The sequence below is a fragment of the Pseudomonas benzopyrenica genome (assembly GCF_036884265.1).
Classification (GTDB): Bacteria; Pseudomonadota; Gammaproteobacteria; order Pseudomonadales; family Pseudomonadaceae; genus Chryseomonas; species Chryseomonas benzopyrenica.
The window spans coordinates 2,888,170-2,905,061 of sequence record NZ_CP145723.1; the positions used below are offsets into that span (position 1 = coordinate 2,888,170).

Consider the following 16,892-nt stretch of genomic DNA (forward strand, 5'->3'; position numbering starts at 1 on the left):
CTGCGTGCCCGGGTAGGGCACCGTACGAGCGACCCGATGAGCAGCCTCCCCTCGACTCCAGTCCCCTCGTACGCCCTGACCCAGGACCTCGAGCTCATCGCCGAGATCGCTGCGGTGCCCAAGATCCTGGACGTGGTCTGCCGGATGACCGGCATGGGCTTCGCCGCCGTCGCCCGGGTGACCGACCACCACTGGATCGCCTGCAGCACCCTCGATCTCATCGGTTTCGGCCTCCAGCCCGGGGGCGAGCTGGAACTCAAATCGACCATCTGCGACGAGATCCGCGACCATCGCCAGCCGGTGGTGATCGACGACGTCGCGCAGGACGACCGCTACCGTCACCATCACACGCCCCGGCGCTACGGCCTGCGCAGCTATATTTCGGTCCCCATCGTGCTGGACGATGGCAGCTTCTTCGGCACCCTCTGCGCCATCGATCCGCGACCGGCCACGCCGAGCAGCCCCGAGATACTGGCCGCCTTCGAACTCTTCGCCGGCATGATCGCGCTGGAGATCGGCGCCCAGCGCCGCTTCCTCGCCGCCCGCAACGTCCTGCACAGCGAGGGCTTTTCCCGCAGCCTGCTCCAGGCCAGCCTGGATTGCGTGAAGGTGCTCTCCGCCGGCGGGCATATCGAGTTCATGAACACCCAGGGCCTGGAGCTGAACCAGCTGCAGTCCGTCAATCAGGTGATGGGCCGCGAGTACGCGGCGCTCTGGCCGGACGAGGAAGTCGAGAAGATCCGCCACGCCGTCAAGCGTGCCGTCGACGGCCAGACCACCCGGGTCGAGGGCTTCTGCCCCACCGCCCGTGGCGAGCCACGCTGGTGGGAGGTGTCCTGCTCGCCTTTCGCGGTGGCCGGCACCGGCGAGGTGAAGATCGTCTGCATCTCCCGCGACATCAGCAGCCGCATCCTCGCCCAGCAGGCGCAGCAGGCCCGAGCCGAAGCCATCGCCGCGCTCAACAGCGAGCTGGAGCAGCGCATCTCGGAGCGCACCGCCGAGCGCGATCAGATCTGGAACTGTTCGACCGATCCACTGTGCGTGGCGGACCTCGAGGGCTTCTTCGTCAACCTCAATCCGGCCTGGCAGCTGACCCTGGGCTGGTCGCTCGAAGAACTCAGGGCCCAGCCATTCCTGGCCTTTGTCCATACCGACGACCTCGTTGCCACGCGTCAGGCGTTCCGCGACGTCACGCAGGGCATTGCGCTGGTCGGCTTCGAAAATCGCTACCGCCATCGCGACGGTTCCCACCGCTGGTTTTCCTGGAATGCCACGCGCAGTGGCGAACTGATCTACGCCACCGTGCGCGACGTGACCCAGCAACGCCAGCAGACGCTGAATCTCGCGGCTGCCGAGGAGGCCCTGCGCCAGGCGCAGAAGATGGAAGCCATCGGCCAGCTCACCGGCGGCGTCGCCCATGACTTCAACAACCTGCTCACGGTCGCCCGTACCTCCTGCGACCTGCTCAAGCGCCCGAACCTCAGCGAAGCCCGCCGCGAGCGCTACCTGGAGGCGATCTCCACCACCGTGGATCGCGCCGCCAGATTGACCGGCCAGCTGCTGGCCTTCGCCCGCCGCCAGACGCTGGCACCCGAGGTATTTTCCGCCCGGGAGAATGTGCTGGCCATGAGCGACATGCTGGAAACCCTGCTCGGCTCGCACGTCGGCATCGAACTCGACCTGAGCGACGATCCCTGCCTGGTCTATGCCGACCCCAGCCAGTTCGATACCGCCCTGGTGAACATCGCAGTGAACGCCCGCGACGCCATGAGCGGTGCCGGCCGCCTGACCGTCAGCGTCAGCACCGTCGCCTGCATTCCGGCCAGCGCGGCGCAGCCCGAACTCGCCCTGCCGGCGGTGGCCATCGCCCTGACGGACAACGGCAGCGGCATCGCCCGGGAGCACCTGGAGCAGATCTTCGAGCCCTTCTTCACCACCAAGCGAGTGGGCCAGGGCACCGGTCTCGGCCTGAGCCAGGTGTTCGGTTTCATCAAGCAGTCCGGTGGCGAGGTACGGGTCACGAGCGAGATCGGCCGCGGGACGACCTTCCACCTCTATCTGCCGGTCGCCCCAACGACCGGGCAGCCGTCATCCCTCAATGACGCCACGGCAACGGCCGACGGCGGCGGGATCACCGTCCTGGTGGTCGAGGACAATCTCGAGGTCGGTACCTTCGCCGTCGACCTGCTGAGCGATCTCGGCTACCACGCCGTGCTGGCCGTAACTGCCGAGAGCGCCCTCGCCTTGCTCGCCGACCAGCCAGGCCAGTTCGACGTGGTCTTCTCGGATGTCGTCATGCCCGGCATGAGCGGACTCGAACTGGCCATCGAGATCAGACGCCTCTATCGCGACCTGCCGATCCTGCTGACCTCCGGCTACAGCCAGGTGCTGGCGACCCATGGCGCCCAGGGCTTCGAGTTGCTCCACAAGCCCTACTCGGCGGAAGCCTTGTCGCGCCGCCTGCAGGGGATCCTGGCCGAGCCCGAGACGCATCTGGCGACCTAGCGCGGTCCCGGCAACGCTGAGGCACTGGCCCACGCTCAGGTGACGACCGCCCTGCGCCGCGCGCAGCGACCGCGCAGGAGCGGGCGCGACGGAGTACCAGAGCGGGCCGACAGCGGCCACCCCTGCAGCGCGGGCGATCAGGTAACATGCGCCGCCGCGGGCCGGTGGCCCCCTATCTGCAGGCAAGGAGTCAAGAGTGTTCGATACCCAGGTCATCATCATCGGGGCCGGCGCGGCCGGTTTGATGTGCGCCCTGAGCGCCGCGGCGCGCGGGCGCCAGGTGCTGGTACTCGATCACGCCAACAAGGCGGGCAAGAAGATCCTCATGTCCGGGGGCGGCCGCTGCAACTTCACCAACCTCTATTGCGAGCCGGCCAACTTCCTCTCGCAGAATGCACATTTCTGCAAATCGGCTCTGGCGCGTTTCACCCAGTGGGATTTCATCGCCCTGGTGGCCAAGCATGGCGTGCCCTACCACGAGAAGAAGCTCGGCCAGCTGTTCTGCGACAACAAGGCCAGCGACATCCTCGCCCTGCTGCTGGACGAGTGCGAACAGGGCGGCGTCGACATCCGCCTCGATACCTCGGTGCAGGAGATCACCCGCCTCGACCCAGGCGGCTATCAGTTGCAGACCAGCCTGGGCCCGGTGCGCGGCGAATCCCTGGTGATCGCCACCGGCGGCCTGTCGATCCCGACCCTGGGCGCCACCGGCTTCGGCTATCAGGTCGCCCGCCAGTTCGGCCACCAGCTGCTGCCGACCCGCGCCGGCCTGGTGCCCTTCACCATCACCGATCCCCAGCTGAAGGAATTCTGCAGCGCCCTGTCCGGCACGGCGGTGGAAGACTGCCGGATCAGCTGCAATGGCCAGAGTTTCGTCGAGAATCTGCTGTTCACCCACCGTGGCCTGAGCGGTCCGGCGATCCTGCAGATCTCCTCCTACTGGCAACCGGGCGACACCCTCAGCATCGACCTGCTGCCCCACCTCGACCTGGTGCAATGGCTCGCCGAGCAGCGCCAGGCGCGCCCCAACAGCGAACTCAAGACGCTGCTGGGCGAGCTGTTCACCAAGAAGATGGCTACCCTGCTCGCCGACAGCTGGTTCCAGTCCAAGCCCTTGAAGCAGTACACCCCCGACGAACTCAAGGCCATCGCGGCGCGGCTGCACGACTGGCAACTGATCCCGGCGGGCACCGAAGGCTATCGCACCGCCGAGGTCACCCTGGGCGGCGTCGACACTCGCGAGGTCTCGTCCAAGACCCTGGAGTCGCTCAAGTCACCAGGCCTGTACTTCATCGGCGAGGTACTGGACGTCACCGGCCATCTAGGCGGCTTCAATTTCCAGTGGGCCTGGGCTTCGGGCTACGCGGCGGCGCAGTACGTCTAGGCCAAGAGACCTGGGACAGCGCCCTGCACCAGGACTCAGGTAACCGCAGACGGCCAGGTCTGGCTCGCGATGCGCAAGAAATTCCCGCCCAGAATGGCGTCGATGTCAGCGGCGGCGTAGCCCCGACCCGCCAGTTGGCGTACCAGTTCAGGGAGCGCCTCGGGTTGCAACTGGGTATGACCGTGAGGCTGTCCATAATGACGCGTCGGCCACCAGTCTTCCGCGTCGACGCCCGCAGGAAGGTCATGGTCGGCAGCGCACAACTCGGTATCCAGTCCAATGCCGATATGCCGGGTTCCGACTCGTTCCGCCAGGTAGTCGATCTGGTGGATATAGCTGGCCACCGACGCCTCGGGATCACCCAGAAAGATGCCTAGCCCGGTCAGGCCGATCACGCCATCCTGTTCCGCGCAGGCGCGGATCTGCCGATCGCTGATCGTCCGGGGATGATCATGGAGCGCCTTGATGTTGGTGTGGGAGAAGACCACCGGCCGGGTCGAGACCGCCATGATCTCTAGGCTGGCACGCTCGCTGGCATGGGAACAGTCGAGGGTGATGCCCGCGGCATTGCCGGCCGCCACCACCGCGCGACCCAGCGTCGTCAGACCGCCGCCCTCACCATGGCAACCCCCGGCGCAGGCGTTGTCGCGGTTGTAGGCGAGCAGCATCTGGCGTACCCCGAGGGCGGCATAGAGCCCGACCATCGCCGGGTCGTCGAGCAGCATGGTCGAGCCTTCGAGATCGAAGGAAACGGCCAGTTTGCCCTGTTCGTGCGCCCGGTGGAGGTCGGCCACCTCGCCGACGAGACGGAAGTGCGCGTCATGCCGGGCCAGCCAGGCACGGAAGCCGGCGAGGGTTTGCAGCACCGTCGTGAAAGGCGTCATGTCCATGCCGACATTGATCGACACATGATGGAAGCCGGCGTCGCGATAGCGACTCAAGCTAGACATGTCCTGTCCCGGCACCAGGGGCAGACAGGCATGCGCCTCCCAGCGCAGCGGCTTGAGGCCTGTTGCCATGGCCGCGACAGTCTGCATCTTCGTCCCCCTCCACACGTCTCGAGGGGTTCAACATAGCATGCAGACTGGGGCCGGCCTCGGCGCTAGCCGACGTTCACGCCTCGCAGCAACGCCGGATCCACGGCCCGCGCCTGATAGCGCACCGCGGCCTGGCCATAGGCCTGGGGATCGAGCACCTGGTCCCAGCGTGCCGATGCCTGCTGCTGAACCGCCACGACCTCGGCGTGCGCCGCCTTGGGTTGCAGCGCCGCCTGGGCGCGTCTTTCATTGATCTCGGCGGCCATGGCGGTATAGCTGGCGGTGCTGAGCAGGGCGAGTGCGGCCATCTTGTTGAAGACGTTCATGGTGGATTCTCCGGTCTTGAACATGGGGGCTGGCGTCACCGCGGAAGCGGTCCGGCGTCAGTCACGGTGCTACCTTGCGCCCTGGCGTCTTAACGCTGTCTTAACGCCTCTGAACCCGACCTGAACGGCTGCGACAACCTGCCCCAGGCGATGGCCACTGGCCAATTGATCTGGATCAGTTTTGCCCAGGGCCAGCAGGCGCATCCTGCATGCAGCCGCCACTCCGCCCTGGAGGGGCGCCACGGCTCGCGAGGTCGCCATGAACGGACGCCTGGTCAAAGAACTCTTGGTCATCCTGCTGATCAAGCTGGCGCTGCTGATGGTGATCAAGAGCCTCTGGTTCAGCGCCCCCACGGTCCCGCCCGACGCCACCCAGGCGGTCAGCGCCCACCTGCTGGACTAGTACCCCTTCCCTTCGCTTGAGGAGATTGCCGGGATGATCTCGGAATCCGTCGTGGACCTGTCACGCCTGCAATTCGGCATGACCGCGCTGTATCACTTCATCTTCGTGCCCCTGACCCTGGGGCTGGTGGTGATCCTGGGGATCATGGAGTCGGTCTATGTGATGACCGGCAAACAGGTCTACAAGGACATGACCCAGTTCTGGGGCAAGCTGTTCGGCATCAACTTCGCCCTGGGCGTCACCACCGGCCTGACCATGGAGTTCCAGTTCGGCACCAACTGGGCCTACTACTCCCACTATGTCGGCGACATCTTTGGCGCGCCCCTGGCCATCGAGGGCCTGATGGCCTTCTTCCTGGAGTCGACCCTGATCGGGCTGTTCTTCTTTGGCTGGGAGCGGCTGTCGAAAGGGCAGCACCTGCTGGTGACCTGGCTGGTGGCCCTGGGCTCGAATCTCTCCGCGCTGTGGATCCTGGTGGCCAATGGCTGGATGCAGAATCCGGTCGGCGCCGAATTCAACTACGTGACCATGCGCATGGAGCTGGCCGACTTCGGCGCCCTGCTGCTCAATCCCGTGGCCCAGGTGAAGTTCGTCCACACCGTGGCCTCGGGTTACGTCACCGGCGCCATCTTCGTGCTGGCCATCTCCAGCTACTACCTGCTCAAGGGCCGCGACATCGGCTTCGCCCGGCGCTCCTTCGCCGTGGCCGCCGCCTTCGGTACTGCCGCGGTCATCTCGGTGATCGTGCTGGGCGACGAATCCGGCTATCGCGTGGGCGAGGTACAGAAGGTCAAGCTGGCCGCCATCGAAGCCGAGTGGAACACCGAGGCAGCCCCGGCCTCCTTCACCCTGTTCGGCATCCCCAATCAACAGGAGATGCGCACCGACTACGCGGTGAAGATCCCCTATCTGATGGGTCTGATCGCCACCCGCTCCACCACCGAACAGGTGACTGGCATCAAGGATCTGGTCAGCCAATACGAGGCCCGCGTCCGCAATGGCGCCCAGGCCTACGCCCTGCTGGAGCGACTGCGCGCCGGCGACGACTCCGCCGCCACCCGCGCCGCCTTCGACGCCCACAAGCAGGACCTGGGCTATGGCCTGCTGTTGAAGAAATACGTCAACGATCCCGCCACGGCCACTCCCGAGCAGGTCCGGCAGGCCGCGCGGGACACCATCCCTGGGGTCGCCAGCCTGTTCTGGACCTTCCGCATCATGGTCGCCAGTGGCGTGCTGATGCTGGCGCTGTTCATCTGCGCCTTCTGGGCCTCGACCCAGCGCAACGAGCTCAAGAAGCCCTGGCTGCTGAAGTGGGCCCTGTTCAGCCTGCCGCTGCCCTGGATCGCCACCCAGACCGGCTGGTGGGTGGCCGAGCACGGTCGCCAGCCCTGGACCATCAGCGAGGTCCTGCCCACCCACCTGTCGGCCTCGACCCTGGCCCCGGCCGATCTGTGGGGCTCCATCGGCGCCCTGGTGACCTTCTACACCCTGCTGCTGATCGTGGAGATGTACCTGATGATCCGCTTCGCCCGCCTCGGCCCGAGCAGCCTGCACACCGGCCGCTACTTCCACGAACGGGCTGCCCAGGTCGGCGACGCCCTGCGCCAGGCCGCCACCGCCAAGCCCGTCGCACCGGCCAACGCCTAAGGAGACTGCCATGTTCGACTACGAAGTGCTCAAGCTCACCTGGTGGGTGCTGATCGGCGTCCTGCTGATCGGCTTCGCCCTCACCGACGGCTTCGACATGGGCGCCATGATCCTGATGCCCCTGATCGGCAAGACCGACAAGGAACGCCGCGCCGCCATTAACAGCATCGCGCCGCACTGGGACGGCAACCAGGTCTGGTTCATCACCGCCGGCGGCGCCCTCTTCGCCGCCTGGCCGATGGTCTATGCCACCGCCTTCTCCGGGCTCTATTGGGCACTGCTACTGGTGCTCTTCGCCCTGTTCCTGCGTCCGGTGGGCTTCGACTACCGCAGCAAGCTCGACAACACCCGCTGGCGCAATGCCTGGGACTGGGGCCTGTTCACCGGTAGCCTGGTGCCGGCCCTGGTATTCGGCGTGGCCTTCGGCAATCTCTTCCAGGGCGTACCCTTCCAGCTCGACGACACCCTGAGATCCACCTACAGCGGCAGCTTCTTCGCCCTGCTCAACCCCTTCGCCCTGCTCAGCGGCCTGGTCAGCCTGGCCATGCTCTGCGCCCATGGCGGCAGCTGGCTGATGCTGCGCACCCACCACGCCCTGGGCGAGCGCGCCCGCCGGGCCACCGGCCTGTGCGCCCTGCTCCATCTCGTCACCTTCGGCCTGGCCGGTGTCTGGCTGGCCTACGGCTTCGACGGCTACGTGCTGGTCAGCCAGGGCGATCCAGGCAGCGCCCTGAATCCGCTGCACAAGGTGGTGACCGCCGGCAATCCGGGCTGGCTGGCCAACTACCATACCCAGCCGCTGACCCTGCTCGCCCCGGTGCTGGCCGCGCTCGGCAGCGTCCTGGCGCTGCTCGGCAGCAGCTGGCGTCAGGCCGGCCTGGCCTTCACCGGCACCTCCCTGGCCATCGTTGGCACCCTCGCTACCGCCGGCTGCGCGCTGTTTCCCTTCGTGCTGCCGTCGAGCCTGGACCCAGCCTCGAGCCTGACCATCTGGGACGCCGTCTCCAGCCACAAGACGCTGGGCATCATGTTCGCCGCCGCGGCCATTTTCGTGCCGCTCATCCTGGCCTACACCCTGTGGAGCTACGTGCGCATGTGGGGCAAGGTCGACGACCGCTTCATCGACGCCAACCCCCACGGCCTCTACTGATCAGCCCCCCTCAAGGAGACATGCCATGTGGTACTTCACCTGGATCCTCGGTGTCCTGCTCGCCGCGAGCTTCGGCATCATCAACGCCCTCTGGCTGGAAAGCACCCGGGAGCTCGATGTCCATGACGATGCCGAGTGCTGACCCCCTGCCCCGCGTCCACCCACTGGGGCGGACGCTGTCCCTGCTGCTGGCGGCGCCCCTGGCGCTGCTGCTGTTGATCCACCCGGGGCTGATGCTCGACGCCAGCGGCCACTACAGCCATCCGTTGCTGATGGCGGTGATGCTCGGCGTCTCGGCTGGGCTGGTCCACGGCGTGGGCTTCATGCCGCGCCTGTGGCTGTGGCGCCTGGTGTTCGGGCCAGTGGTGGGCTGGCCGCTGCTGGTGTTGGGCTACGCCCTGCTCATCAGGGCACAGCTGGGCTGATTGAAGTCTGACGATAGCGTCCGGCATTCCCGGACGCAGCTCAGACCACCAGGTTTATCGCCTGGCAGTGCATCTCACCCCCACGCTCGCACCAAAAATAATCTGACGATAAAGGTTCGTCTGCAGGTGCCGACATATTCGGAATCGACTCGCCGGCTCCTCACCTTGTCGTCGGCGCACCCGCTGACCGCCTCGGAGACTTTCACGATGCTCAGGAACGCCCCCCTCAGTACCAAACTCCTGCTGATCCTGCTCCTGCCCCTGGCCGGCTTCCTGGTGATCTCGGGCCTCTACACCGCCGATCGCTACGAAACGCTCAAGAACATGGAGCACACCGTGACCGCCAGTGCCACGGCCGAGCGCGTCAGTGCCTTGGTCACCAGCCTGCAGCGCGAGCGCGGTGCCAGCGGCGTGTTCCTCGGCAGTGGTGGCAAGTCGATGCAGGACAAGCTCAAGACCTTCCGCGAAGATAGCGATAAGGCACAGAACAACCTACGTGCGTTGGCCACCGGTAACGACGCCGCCATCCAGACCGCCATGCGCGCCTTGGACACCCTGCGTGACCTGCGCGGCAAGGTCGATGGCCTGGCGCTCAACAGCACCCAGTCCGGCGCGGCCTACACCGACCTGATCAAGGCGCTGATCGGCTACACCCATGCCCTCGAAGCGGGTGTTGATGATCCTGAAATCCTGCGCGCCCTGGGCGCCCTCAATCTCTTCGTCGAGATGAAGGAACGCGCCGGCCGCGAGCGCGTACTGCTGGGCTTGGCCTTCAACCAGAATCGCTTCGACGCCGGTCTGCTGTCGCGCTTCGCCCGCAACCTGGGCGAATTCTCCGCCTACGCCGACGCCTTCCAGCGCAAGGCCACGCCTGAATTCATCCGCCAGCTCGACGACACCTTCAAGCAGCCCAGCGCCCTGGAAGTCACCCGCCTGCAACAGCTGGCCTTTACCGTGCCGCTGGGCGATGCCCTGGGCGTCAAGCCGGAGGACTGGTTCAACCTGGCCACCCAACGTATCGACCTGATGGGCCAGGTGGAAGCGGACCTGGGTGCCAGCGTCGGCGCCCAGGCCGAACAGGCCCGTGCGGGCGCCAGTCGCGATCTCTGGACCACCCTCGGCCTGGTGCTGCTGGTGCTGGTGGCCGTCTCGGCGCTGGCCTGGGTGATCATTCGCAACATCAAGCAGGCGGTCGAACAGGTCAACGGCACCCTCACCCGCCTGGCCACCCGGGACCTCACCGCCCGCTGCGCCTACCAGGGCAAGGACGAGTTCGGCACCATCACCGGCAACCTCAACCTGATGAGCCAGGAGCTCGGCCAGGTCATCCAGGAGATCGGCGCCGCCACCGTGCAGGTCGCCACCGCCGCCGAAGAGGCGTCGGCGGTCGCCATCCAGACCAGCCAGAACGTCGCCCAGCAGCGTCTGGGGACCGACCAGGTGGCTACCGCCATCGCCGAGATGAGCGCCACGGTCAAGGACGTCGCCCGCAGTACCACCGAGGCGGCCGAAGGCTCGCGTCAGGTCGAGGGCAACACCAGCCAGGGCCGCCGCGAATTGCAAGCCACCATCGGCCTGGTTCAGGGGCTGTCGGTGCAGGCCGAACGGACCTCGGAGATCATCGCCGAACTCAAGCAGGAGAGCGATGCCATCTCCTCGGTGCTGGACGTGATCCGCGGCATCGCCGAGCAGACCAACCTGCTGGCCCTCAACGCCGCCATCGAGGCCGCGCGCGCCGGCGAAGCCGGGCGTGGCTTCGCCGTGGTGGCCGACGAGGTACGCTCCCTGGCCCAGAAGACCCAGCAATCCACCGGCAGCATCCAGCAGATGATCAGCCACCTACAAAGCGGCTCCGACCGTGCCACCCAGGCCATGCAGGAGACCCTGAGCCAGGTGCAGACCGGCGCCAGCAACGTGGTCCGCGCCGGCGAGCTGCTCGGCGAGATCGCCGAGGGCGTGACCCTGATCAACGACCGCAACATCCAGGTGGCCTCGGCCGCCGAACAGCAGAGCCAGGTCGCCGAAGAGATCAGCCGCAACGTCAACGACATCAACGACCTGGTGATCCAGGTCAGCGCCGGCGCCGAACAGACCGCCGTCACCAGTCGCGAACTGGCCCGTCTGGCCGAACAGCAACAAGCGCTGGTCGGCCGTTTCCGGGTGGCCTGAAGCTGCCGGGGCTGCCAGCGAGCGGCAGGCCAGGACGCGCTCGCCAGAACGTGGCTCGCTGCAGTTTGGCGCTGCCGGATTTCAGCGTCCTGGCCGGAAATCCGCCGGATTCAAGGCGTAGCGGCGCAGCTTCACATAAAGCCCGGCGCGCGAGATCCCGAGCCGGGTCGCGGTTTGACGAAGGTTGCCGCGGGTCTGCTGCAAGGTGGCACGGATCAGGTCCCGCTGCCCCGCTTCAAGGGGGGTGAGGCGCTCGCCCTCGGTATCCGTGGACAGCGTGTTGGCGACCATCGAAGGTGGCAGGTCTCCCGGCTGTATGAGCGGCCCCTGGGCCAGATTGACCGCCCGCTCGATGACGTTCTCCAGCTCCCGCACGTTGCCGGGCCAGCTATGGGCCAGCAGCAACGTCAGCGCTTCGTCCGCGATGGCCGGCGGTGGCCGTTCCAGGTGACGGCTCAGCGCCTTGAGCAGAGTAGCCACCAGCAGCGGAATGTCTTCGCGACGCTCCCGCAATGGCGGTACCTGCAGGGGAAGCACGTTGAGGCGATAGAAGACATCCCCACGGAAGCTCCCGCCGGTCACGGCTTGGGCCAGATCGCGATGGGTGGCCGCGATGACGCGGACGTCCACCGCCTGGGCCTTCTTGGCACCGATCCGGGTCACCTCGCCCTCCTGCAGCACCCGGAGCAGGCTCGCCTGGGCCTCAAGGGGCATGTCGCCGATCTCGTCGAGAAACAGCGTGCCGCCATCGGCCAGCTCGAACTTTCCCGCCGCACCGCCACGAGCAGCCCCGGTGAAGGCCCCCTCGACGTGGCCGAACAGCTCGCTCTGCACCAGGTCGCGCGGGATGGCGCCGCAATTCACCGCGACGAAGGGCCCATGCCGCCGGGCGCTGGCGTTATGGATCGCCTGGGCGAACAGCTCCTTGCCTACCCCGCTTTCTCCCAGTACCAGCACCGTGGCTTCGCTGTGGCTGGCTGCTTGAGCCACGCGCAAGGCGTTCTGCAAGGCTGGCGAGCGACCCTGGATATCGCTGAAGCTGTAACGCGCCCGGGTGCCCAGCAGCTGGCGGGTGATCTCGCGGATGCGGCGGTTCTCTCGCAGCGACAGCACCCAGCCGCCCTGGGCGATGGGCGCGGCGGAGGCCAGGCACGGCAAACCGCTGCCGTCTGGTAGCAACAGGGTGAGGTCGCGGTCCTGGCGTTCCCAGCGACGATCCAGCCAGAGGTCGAGGTCGGTGTCCTGGGTGATGAGGCTGGCGAAGGGGCGCCCCCGCTGTGGATCGTCGAGCTGCAGCAGGCGCCGCGCATAGCCGTTCAGGCTACGGATGCAGCGGTCGTCGTCGAGCAGGATGACGCCTTCGTTGAGGACCTCCAGCACCCGCTGCTGCTCGTCCAGCAGCGCGGTGAGCGCCAGCTGGCGGGAGATCGCATCGGCCGCGGCCTGGACCGTGCCCAGGGTATGGCAGTGGAAGTTGCCCACCGCCGCGGTGAGGGTCAGGGCGCCGAGCAGCCGTCCCTGGGTGTCGCGGACCGGTGCCGAGGCGCAGTGCATCCGCCGTTCGCGCAGCTCGCGCTTGAAATTCTCGCCCGCTAGGACGAACACCAGCCGCTGCTCGCGCAGGGCCAGGCCGGTGCAGTTGGTGCCCTGCACCGACTCCAGCAGGCGACTGCCCAGCGGGGTGAGATCCAGCCCGCAGGCGGCCAGGGTCACGCCCTCGGCATCCGCCAGGTTGAGGTGCCCGTCCGGGTTGTAGCGCAACAGCTCGGCCATGACCGGCGCGGCGATGTCCAGCAGCTCGCGCTGCCGCTGCAGCCGGCGGGCCAGTTCCTGCGACTCGACGAACTCGTAGTGGAATTCCTCCGCGACGATGCCCGCCGCGCGGCTGCGCAGCCAGGACGCCCGGATCACCGGCCGCACCGCGACCAGTTCAGTGGCCCCTGCCAGGCAGTCCGTCCAGGCGGCATCCAGCTCGCGCTGGACACCTTCGGCGACCGGCGGCCGCTGCAGCTCGCTGACGAATCGCAATTCCCGCGTCAGTTCGATGGGGGCTACCTGCTCCTGCATCTTCGGCTCCTCGTCCACCCTTTGGACATGTCCAGCTGGACATGTCTTTTTTATAGACATCAAAGCGGACTGGCAAGTCCTGCAGCCCGCGACCTGGCTGCCTTTCCTGCCCTGGCATGGCGGTTGCTCCCTCCCTGTCGGGCGCATCGCCCACGCCTATAACAACCACACGAGAACGCCTCATGCCCCAGACGACCCCCCCCTCGCCCTCGGCCTCATCGGTACCGGTCGCATGGGTACCTTCCATGCCACCGCCCTCGCCCGGCACCTGCATGGCGCGCGGCTGGTCGCCCTGGCCGATCCGGCGCCCGGTGCCGCTGCCCGGCTTGGCGAGACCCTGGATGTCGCCCATATCCACAGCGACCCCCAGGCGTTGATCGAGGATCCCGCCGTCGAGGCCGTGGTCATCGTCGCCCCGGCCCGCAGCCATGCCGAACTGGTGGTGGCCGCCGCCCGCGCCGGCAAGCCGGTGTTCTGCGAAAAACCCATGGCCGTGACCCTGGAAGAGGCCGACCGGGCCATCGCCGCCTGCGCGGAGGCTGGCGTTGCCCTTCAGGTGGGCTTCAACCGGCGATTCGCCACCAGCTTCCGCAACGCACGGGAGCTGATCGTCCAGGGGCGGATCGGCACACCGCAACTGCTGCGCTCCCTCACCCGCGATCCGGCGCTGCACGATCCGGCGGCGGTGAAACCCTGGACCATCTTCCTCGAGACCCTGATCCACGACTTCGACACCCTCAACTTCTTCAATCCGGGCGCCCGCGCCGTGCAGGTCTACGCAGTGGCCGACGCCCTGGTGCGCCCCGATTTCCGTGACCGCGGCCTACTGGACACCGCCGTGGTGACCATTCGCTACGACAACGGCGCCATCGCCACCGCCGAGGCCAGCTTCCAGGCGGTGTACGGCTACGACGTGCGCGGCGAGGTGTTCGGCAGCGCGGGCATGCTGACCGCCGGGGACGCCCGGACCAGCGAGTTGGTCTGCTACGGCGCCGAAGGCATCAGCCAGACCACCCAGCGCTCCGACGCCGAATTGCTGCGCGACGCCTACCTGGCCGAGCTGCGCGCCTTCGTCGATGCCGTGCGCGAAGGCACCCCGGTGCCGGTGGGCGGCCACGATGCCCGGGCGGCGCTGGCCATCGCCCTGGCCGCCATCGAATCGGTGCAGACCGGCCAGCCGGTCGCCGTCGCGGAGTGAAGCCCATGACCTCATCGCCCTTCATCCTGGCCGTCAGCGCCGAAATGGTCTTTCTCGACCTGCCCTTCGTCGAGCGGGTCCGCCGCCTGCACGCCCTGGGCTTCGCCGTGGAGATCTGGGACTGGACGCGCCACGACATCGACGCCCTGGCGGCCACCGGCGCGCGCTTCACCTCCATGACCGGCTATGTCTCAGGCGACCTGGTGAGCGCCGAAGGCCGTGCCGCCCTGCTGGCCAGTGCCCGGGAATCCCTGGCCGTGGCCGAGCGCCTGGCCTGCCCTTCGCTCAATCTGCATGGCACCGGCCTGGACCCACGCGGCCTGCCGGTCAAGCCGCTGGCCGAGGTGAGCGGCCATCACTGGCTGGCGGCGCGTGACGCCCTCGCCGAGATCGCCCGCCTGGGCGAGTCCGCCGGCCGGGTCTTCCTGCTGGAGAACCTCAATACCGCGGTGGACCATCCCGGCGTGCCCTTCGCCCGCGCCGAAGACACCCTGGCCCTGATCGAGGCGGTGGCCAGTCCCTACCTGCGGCTCAACCTGGACCTCTACCATGCCCAGATCGGCGAAGGGAACCTGATCGAGCTGATCCGTCGGGCCGGGTCGGCCATTGGCGAGATCCAGGTAGCCGATGTCCCGGGGCGCTGCGAGCCGGGGACCGGCGAGATTCACTACCCGGCCATTGCCCGGGCCCTCGCCAGGCTCGGCTATCGCGGTGTGGTCGGCCTCGAAGGCTGGGCTGCCGAAGGTGATACCGAGCGTGCGTTGGAGCGCTTCAGAACGGCCTTCACCCTGTAGTCCCCGCTAGATGTTTCCGCTCGCATAACAACAAGAGGAACTGAACATGCTGCTTCGCAACCTGCTGTGCGCCGCCTTCGCCTTCGCCCTGACGCCCCTGGCCCTCGCCGACTACCGTATCGGGGTCAGCATCGCCAAGGTCGACGACAACTTCATGACCTATGTCCGCCGCAATCTGGAAGAGGCGGGCAAGGCGGAAAAGATCAGCCTGCAATTCGAGGATGCCCAGGGCGACGTCGTTCGCCAGCTGAACCAGGTGCAGAGCTTCCTGGCGCAGAACGTGGACGCCGTGATCGTGCTGCCGGTGGACACCGCCGCCACCGTCAACATTACCCGCGCCGCCACCACGGCCAAGGTTCCACTGGTGTACGTCAACCGGCGCCCGGACGATCCCAAGCTGCCCGCTGGGGTGGTCGCCGTGGCCTCGGACGACCTGCAGGCCGGACAGTTGCAGGGGCAGTTCATCGCCAAGCAGCTGAACGGCAAGGGCAACATCGCCCTGATCATGGGCGAGCTGACCCAGAACGCCACCCGCGGCCGCTCCGAAGGTCTCAAGGAAGCGCTCAAGGCCTATCCCGGCATCAAGGTGATCGCCCAGCAGAACGCGGACTGGGACCGCAGCAAGGGCATGGACCTGACCAGCAACTGGCTGACTGCCGGGACCCATTTCGACGCCATCGTCGCCAACAACGACGAGATGGCCATCGGCGCCGCCATGGCGCTGCAACAGGCCGGAATGGGCAAGGGTCAGGTTCCGGTGGTGGGGGTGGATGGTCTGCCCGATGGTCAGGCGGCCATCAAGCGCGGACTGCTGGCAGCCTCGGTGTTCCAGGACCCCCGCGGCCAGGCCGTATAGGCGGTGCAATCCGCGCTCAGGATGATCCGCAAGGAACCGGTCCAGGCGGATGTCTGGGTGCCGTACGAGCTGATCACGCCCGGCAACCTGGCGGATTACACCGCTCGTTTTAAGTAGCGACCGGGAGCGCACCGGCCTGAACGGCGTAGCGTCCCGAAATTGTGCGGGTCGCTGCCGGAAAAGAGCGATCGCCCTGCAGGAGCGCCCCTGAAGGCTGAAAACCGACGCCCGGGACAGCTCAGTACCGCGTCCAGTGGGAGCAAGGCGTCAGTGCCGGTCCCTTGCGCCACTGGCGCCGCTCGCCCACCTTCAGGGCCAGTCTTTCACCAGCGACCTGAAGTAGAGGGTGAAGATCAGCCGTACATCCATGAGCGGCGCGAAGATGTCCTGGTCACGAAGGATGCCAGCCAGCGTGCCGCAAAACAGGCTATGCAGCTGTAGGCTGGCACTTCTCGGCGTCACCGCGACCTGCAGGCGCTGCCGTTGGCCATCGAAGAGGCGCTCGACGAGCGCCACGAATTCACGGGTCAGGGCATTTTCCCGCTGTTCGACTTCCTGCAGTTCCTGAGTGAATTCGCAACGGTGCATCAGGATGGTCATGACACGACGCTCCCGTCCCGGCTGAACGAATTTCTCCATGCACTCGACGCACAGTTCGTACAGCCTCATCAGGCAATCGCCCTCCCCATCCATACTCAGCTGCTGGGTGACTTCGTCAAGCGGAATGCGGATGCGATTGAGCATCTCGTGGACCAGCTGCGCCTTGTCCCTGAAATGCCAATACACCGCTCCTCGCGTGAGCCCGCACTCTCTGGCGATCATTTCGAGGCTGGTGCGTGAAACACCATTGGTGAGAAACAACGCCTCGGCTGCATCCAGAATGGTCTGGCGTGTCTGCTCAGCGTCTTCTTTTGTACGGCGCATCGCTATC

14 protein-coding genes and 1 pseudogene are annotated in these 16,892 nt (G+C 66.9%); 11 read left to right on the plus strand and 4 right to left on the minus strand.

Going from position 1 to position 16,892, the window contains the following annotated elements; all coding sequences use genetic code 11:
• The first annotated feature begins 36 nt into the window (after window positions 1–36).
• A complete protein-coding gene (locus V6W80_RS13675; protein ID WP_338544539.1) occupies window positions 37–2,505 on the plus strand; it encodes a PAS domain-containing protein in 2,469 nt (822 codons plus the stop codon).
• 244 nt (window positions 2,506–2,749) lie between these two features.
• Window positions 2,750–3,889: an NAD(P)/FAD-dependent oxidoreductase gene (locus tag V6W80_RS13680; protein WP_178121400.1), complete on the plus strand. Its 1,140-nt coding sequence runs from the start codon at window positions 2,750–2,752 to the stop codon at window positions 3,887–3,889.
• Window positions 3,890–3,924: 35 nt separating this feature from the next.
• Here V6W80_RS13680 and V6W80_RS13685 read toward each other — a convergent pair whose 3' ends face one another.
• Entirely contained in the window at window positions 3,925–4,926 is a 1,002-nt protein-coding gene (locus tag V6W80_RS13685) for a membrane dipeptidase (protein ID WP_338544540.1), read from the minus strand.
• 65 nt (window positions 4,927–4,991) lie between these two features.
• Entirely contained in the window at window positions 4,992–5,252 is a 261-nt protein-coding gene (locus tag V6W80_RS13690; protein ID WP_160922747.1) for a hypothetical protein, read from the minus strand.
• A gap of 259 nt (window positions 5,253–5,511) precedes the next feature.
• Between V6W80_RS13690 and cydP the strand changes: the two genes are divergently transcribed.
• The 6 genes from cydP to V6W80_RS13720 all read left to right on the plus strand — a co-directional run bounded on the left by cydP (window position 5,512) and on the right by V6W80_RS13720 (window position 11,046).
• Window positions 5,512–5,655, plus strand: coding sequence for a cytochrome oxidase putative small subunit CydP (gene cydP / locus V6W80_RS13695; protein WP_017641416.1), 144 nt, complete (start codon window positions 5,512–5,514; stop codon window positions 5,653–5,655).
• A gap of 33 nt (window positions 5,656–5,688) precedes the next feature.
• A complete protein-coding gene (locus V6W80_RS13700; RefSeq protein WP_338544541.1) occupies window positions 5,689–7,302 on the plus strand; it encodes a cytochrome ubiquinol oxidase subunit I in 1,614 nt (537 codons plus the stop codon).
• A gap of 10 nt (window positions 7,303–7,312) precedes the next feature.
• Entirely contained in the window at window positions 7,313–8,452 is a 1,140-nt protein-coding gene (cydB, locus tag V6W80_RS13705) for a cytochrome d ubiquinol oxidase subunit II (RefSeq protein WP_338544542.1), read from the plus strand.
• A 25-nt stretch (window positions 8,453–8,477) separates the two neighbouring features.
• Window positions 8,478–8,594 (plus strand): cytochrome bd-I oxidase subunit CydX, encoded by a 117-nt coding sequence (gene cydX / locus V6W80_RS13710; protein ID WP_007158843.1) that lies wholly within the window; start codon window positions 8,478–8,480, stop codon window positions 8,592–8,594.
• On the plus strand, window positions 8,581–8,877 hold the full coding sequence (locus V6W80_RS13715) for a cyd operon YbgE family protein (protein ID WP_338547437.1): 297 nt from the start codon (window positions 8,581–8,583) through the stop codon (window positions 8,875–8,877). The genes cydX and V6W80_RS13715 overlap by 14 nt, the downstream gene beginning before the upstream one ends.
• Before the next feature lie 207 nt (window positions 8,878–9,084).
• Window positions 9,085–11,046 (plus strand): methyl-accepting chemotaxis protein, encoded by a 1,962-nt coding sequence (locus tag V6W80_RS13720; RefSeq protein ID WP_338544543.1) that lies wholly within the window; start codon window positions 9,085–9,087, stop codon window positions 11,044–11,046.
• Between the two features lie 81 nt (window positions 11,047–11,127).
• Here V6W80_RS13720 and V6W80_RS13725 read toward each other — a convergent pair whose 3' ends face one another.
• Window positions 11,128–13,113, minus strand: a complete 1,986-nt coding sequence (locus V6W80_RS13725; RefSeq protein WP_338544544.1) for a sigma-54-dependent Fis family transcriptional regulator — start codon at window positions 13,111–13,113, stop codon at window positions 11,128–11,130.
• Window positions 13,114–13,345: 232 nt separating this feature from the next.
• Between V6W80_RS13725 and V6W80_RS13730 the strand changes: the two genes are divergently transcribed.
• From V6W80_RS13730 to V6W80_RS13740, 3 genes and pseudogenes are all read left to right on the plus strand, one after another.
• On the plus strand, window positions 13,346–14,311 hold the full coding sequence (locus V6W80_RS13730) for a Gfo/Idh/MocA family oxidoreductase (protein WP_338544545.1): 966 nt from the start codon (window positions 13,346–13,348) through the stop codon (window positions 14,309–14,311).
• Window positions 14,312–14,316: 5 nt separating this feature from the next.
• The gene (locus V6W80_RS13735; RefSeq protein ID WP_338544546.1) at window positions 14,317–15,105 is read left to right on the plus strand and encodes a TIM barrel protein; all 789 of its coding nucleotides are present in this window, start codon (window positions 14,317–14,319) and stop codon (window positions 15,103–15,105) included.
• Window positions 15,106–15,151: 46 nt separating this feature from the next.
• Window positions 15,152–16,078: pseudogene (locus tag V6W80_RS13740) on the plus strand (sugar ABC transporter substrate-binding protein).
• Window positions 16,079–16,270: 192 nt separating this feature from the next.
• Here the strand turns inward: V6W80_RS13740 and V6W80_RS13745 are convergent.
• Window positions 16,271–16,885: a TetR family transcriptional regulator gene (locus tag V6W80_RS13745; protein WP_173147902.1), complete on the minus strand. Its 615-nt coding sequence runs from the start codon at window positions 16,883–16,885 to the stop codon at window positions 16,271–16,273.
• Between the last annotated feature and the right edge of the window lie 7 nt (window positions 16,886–16,892).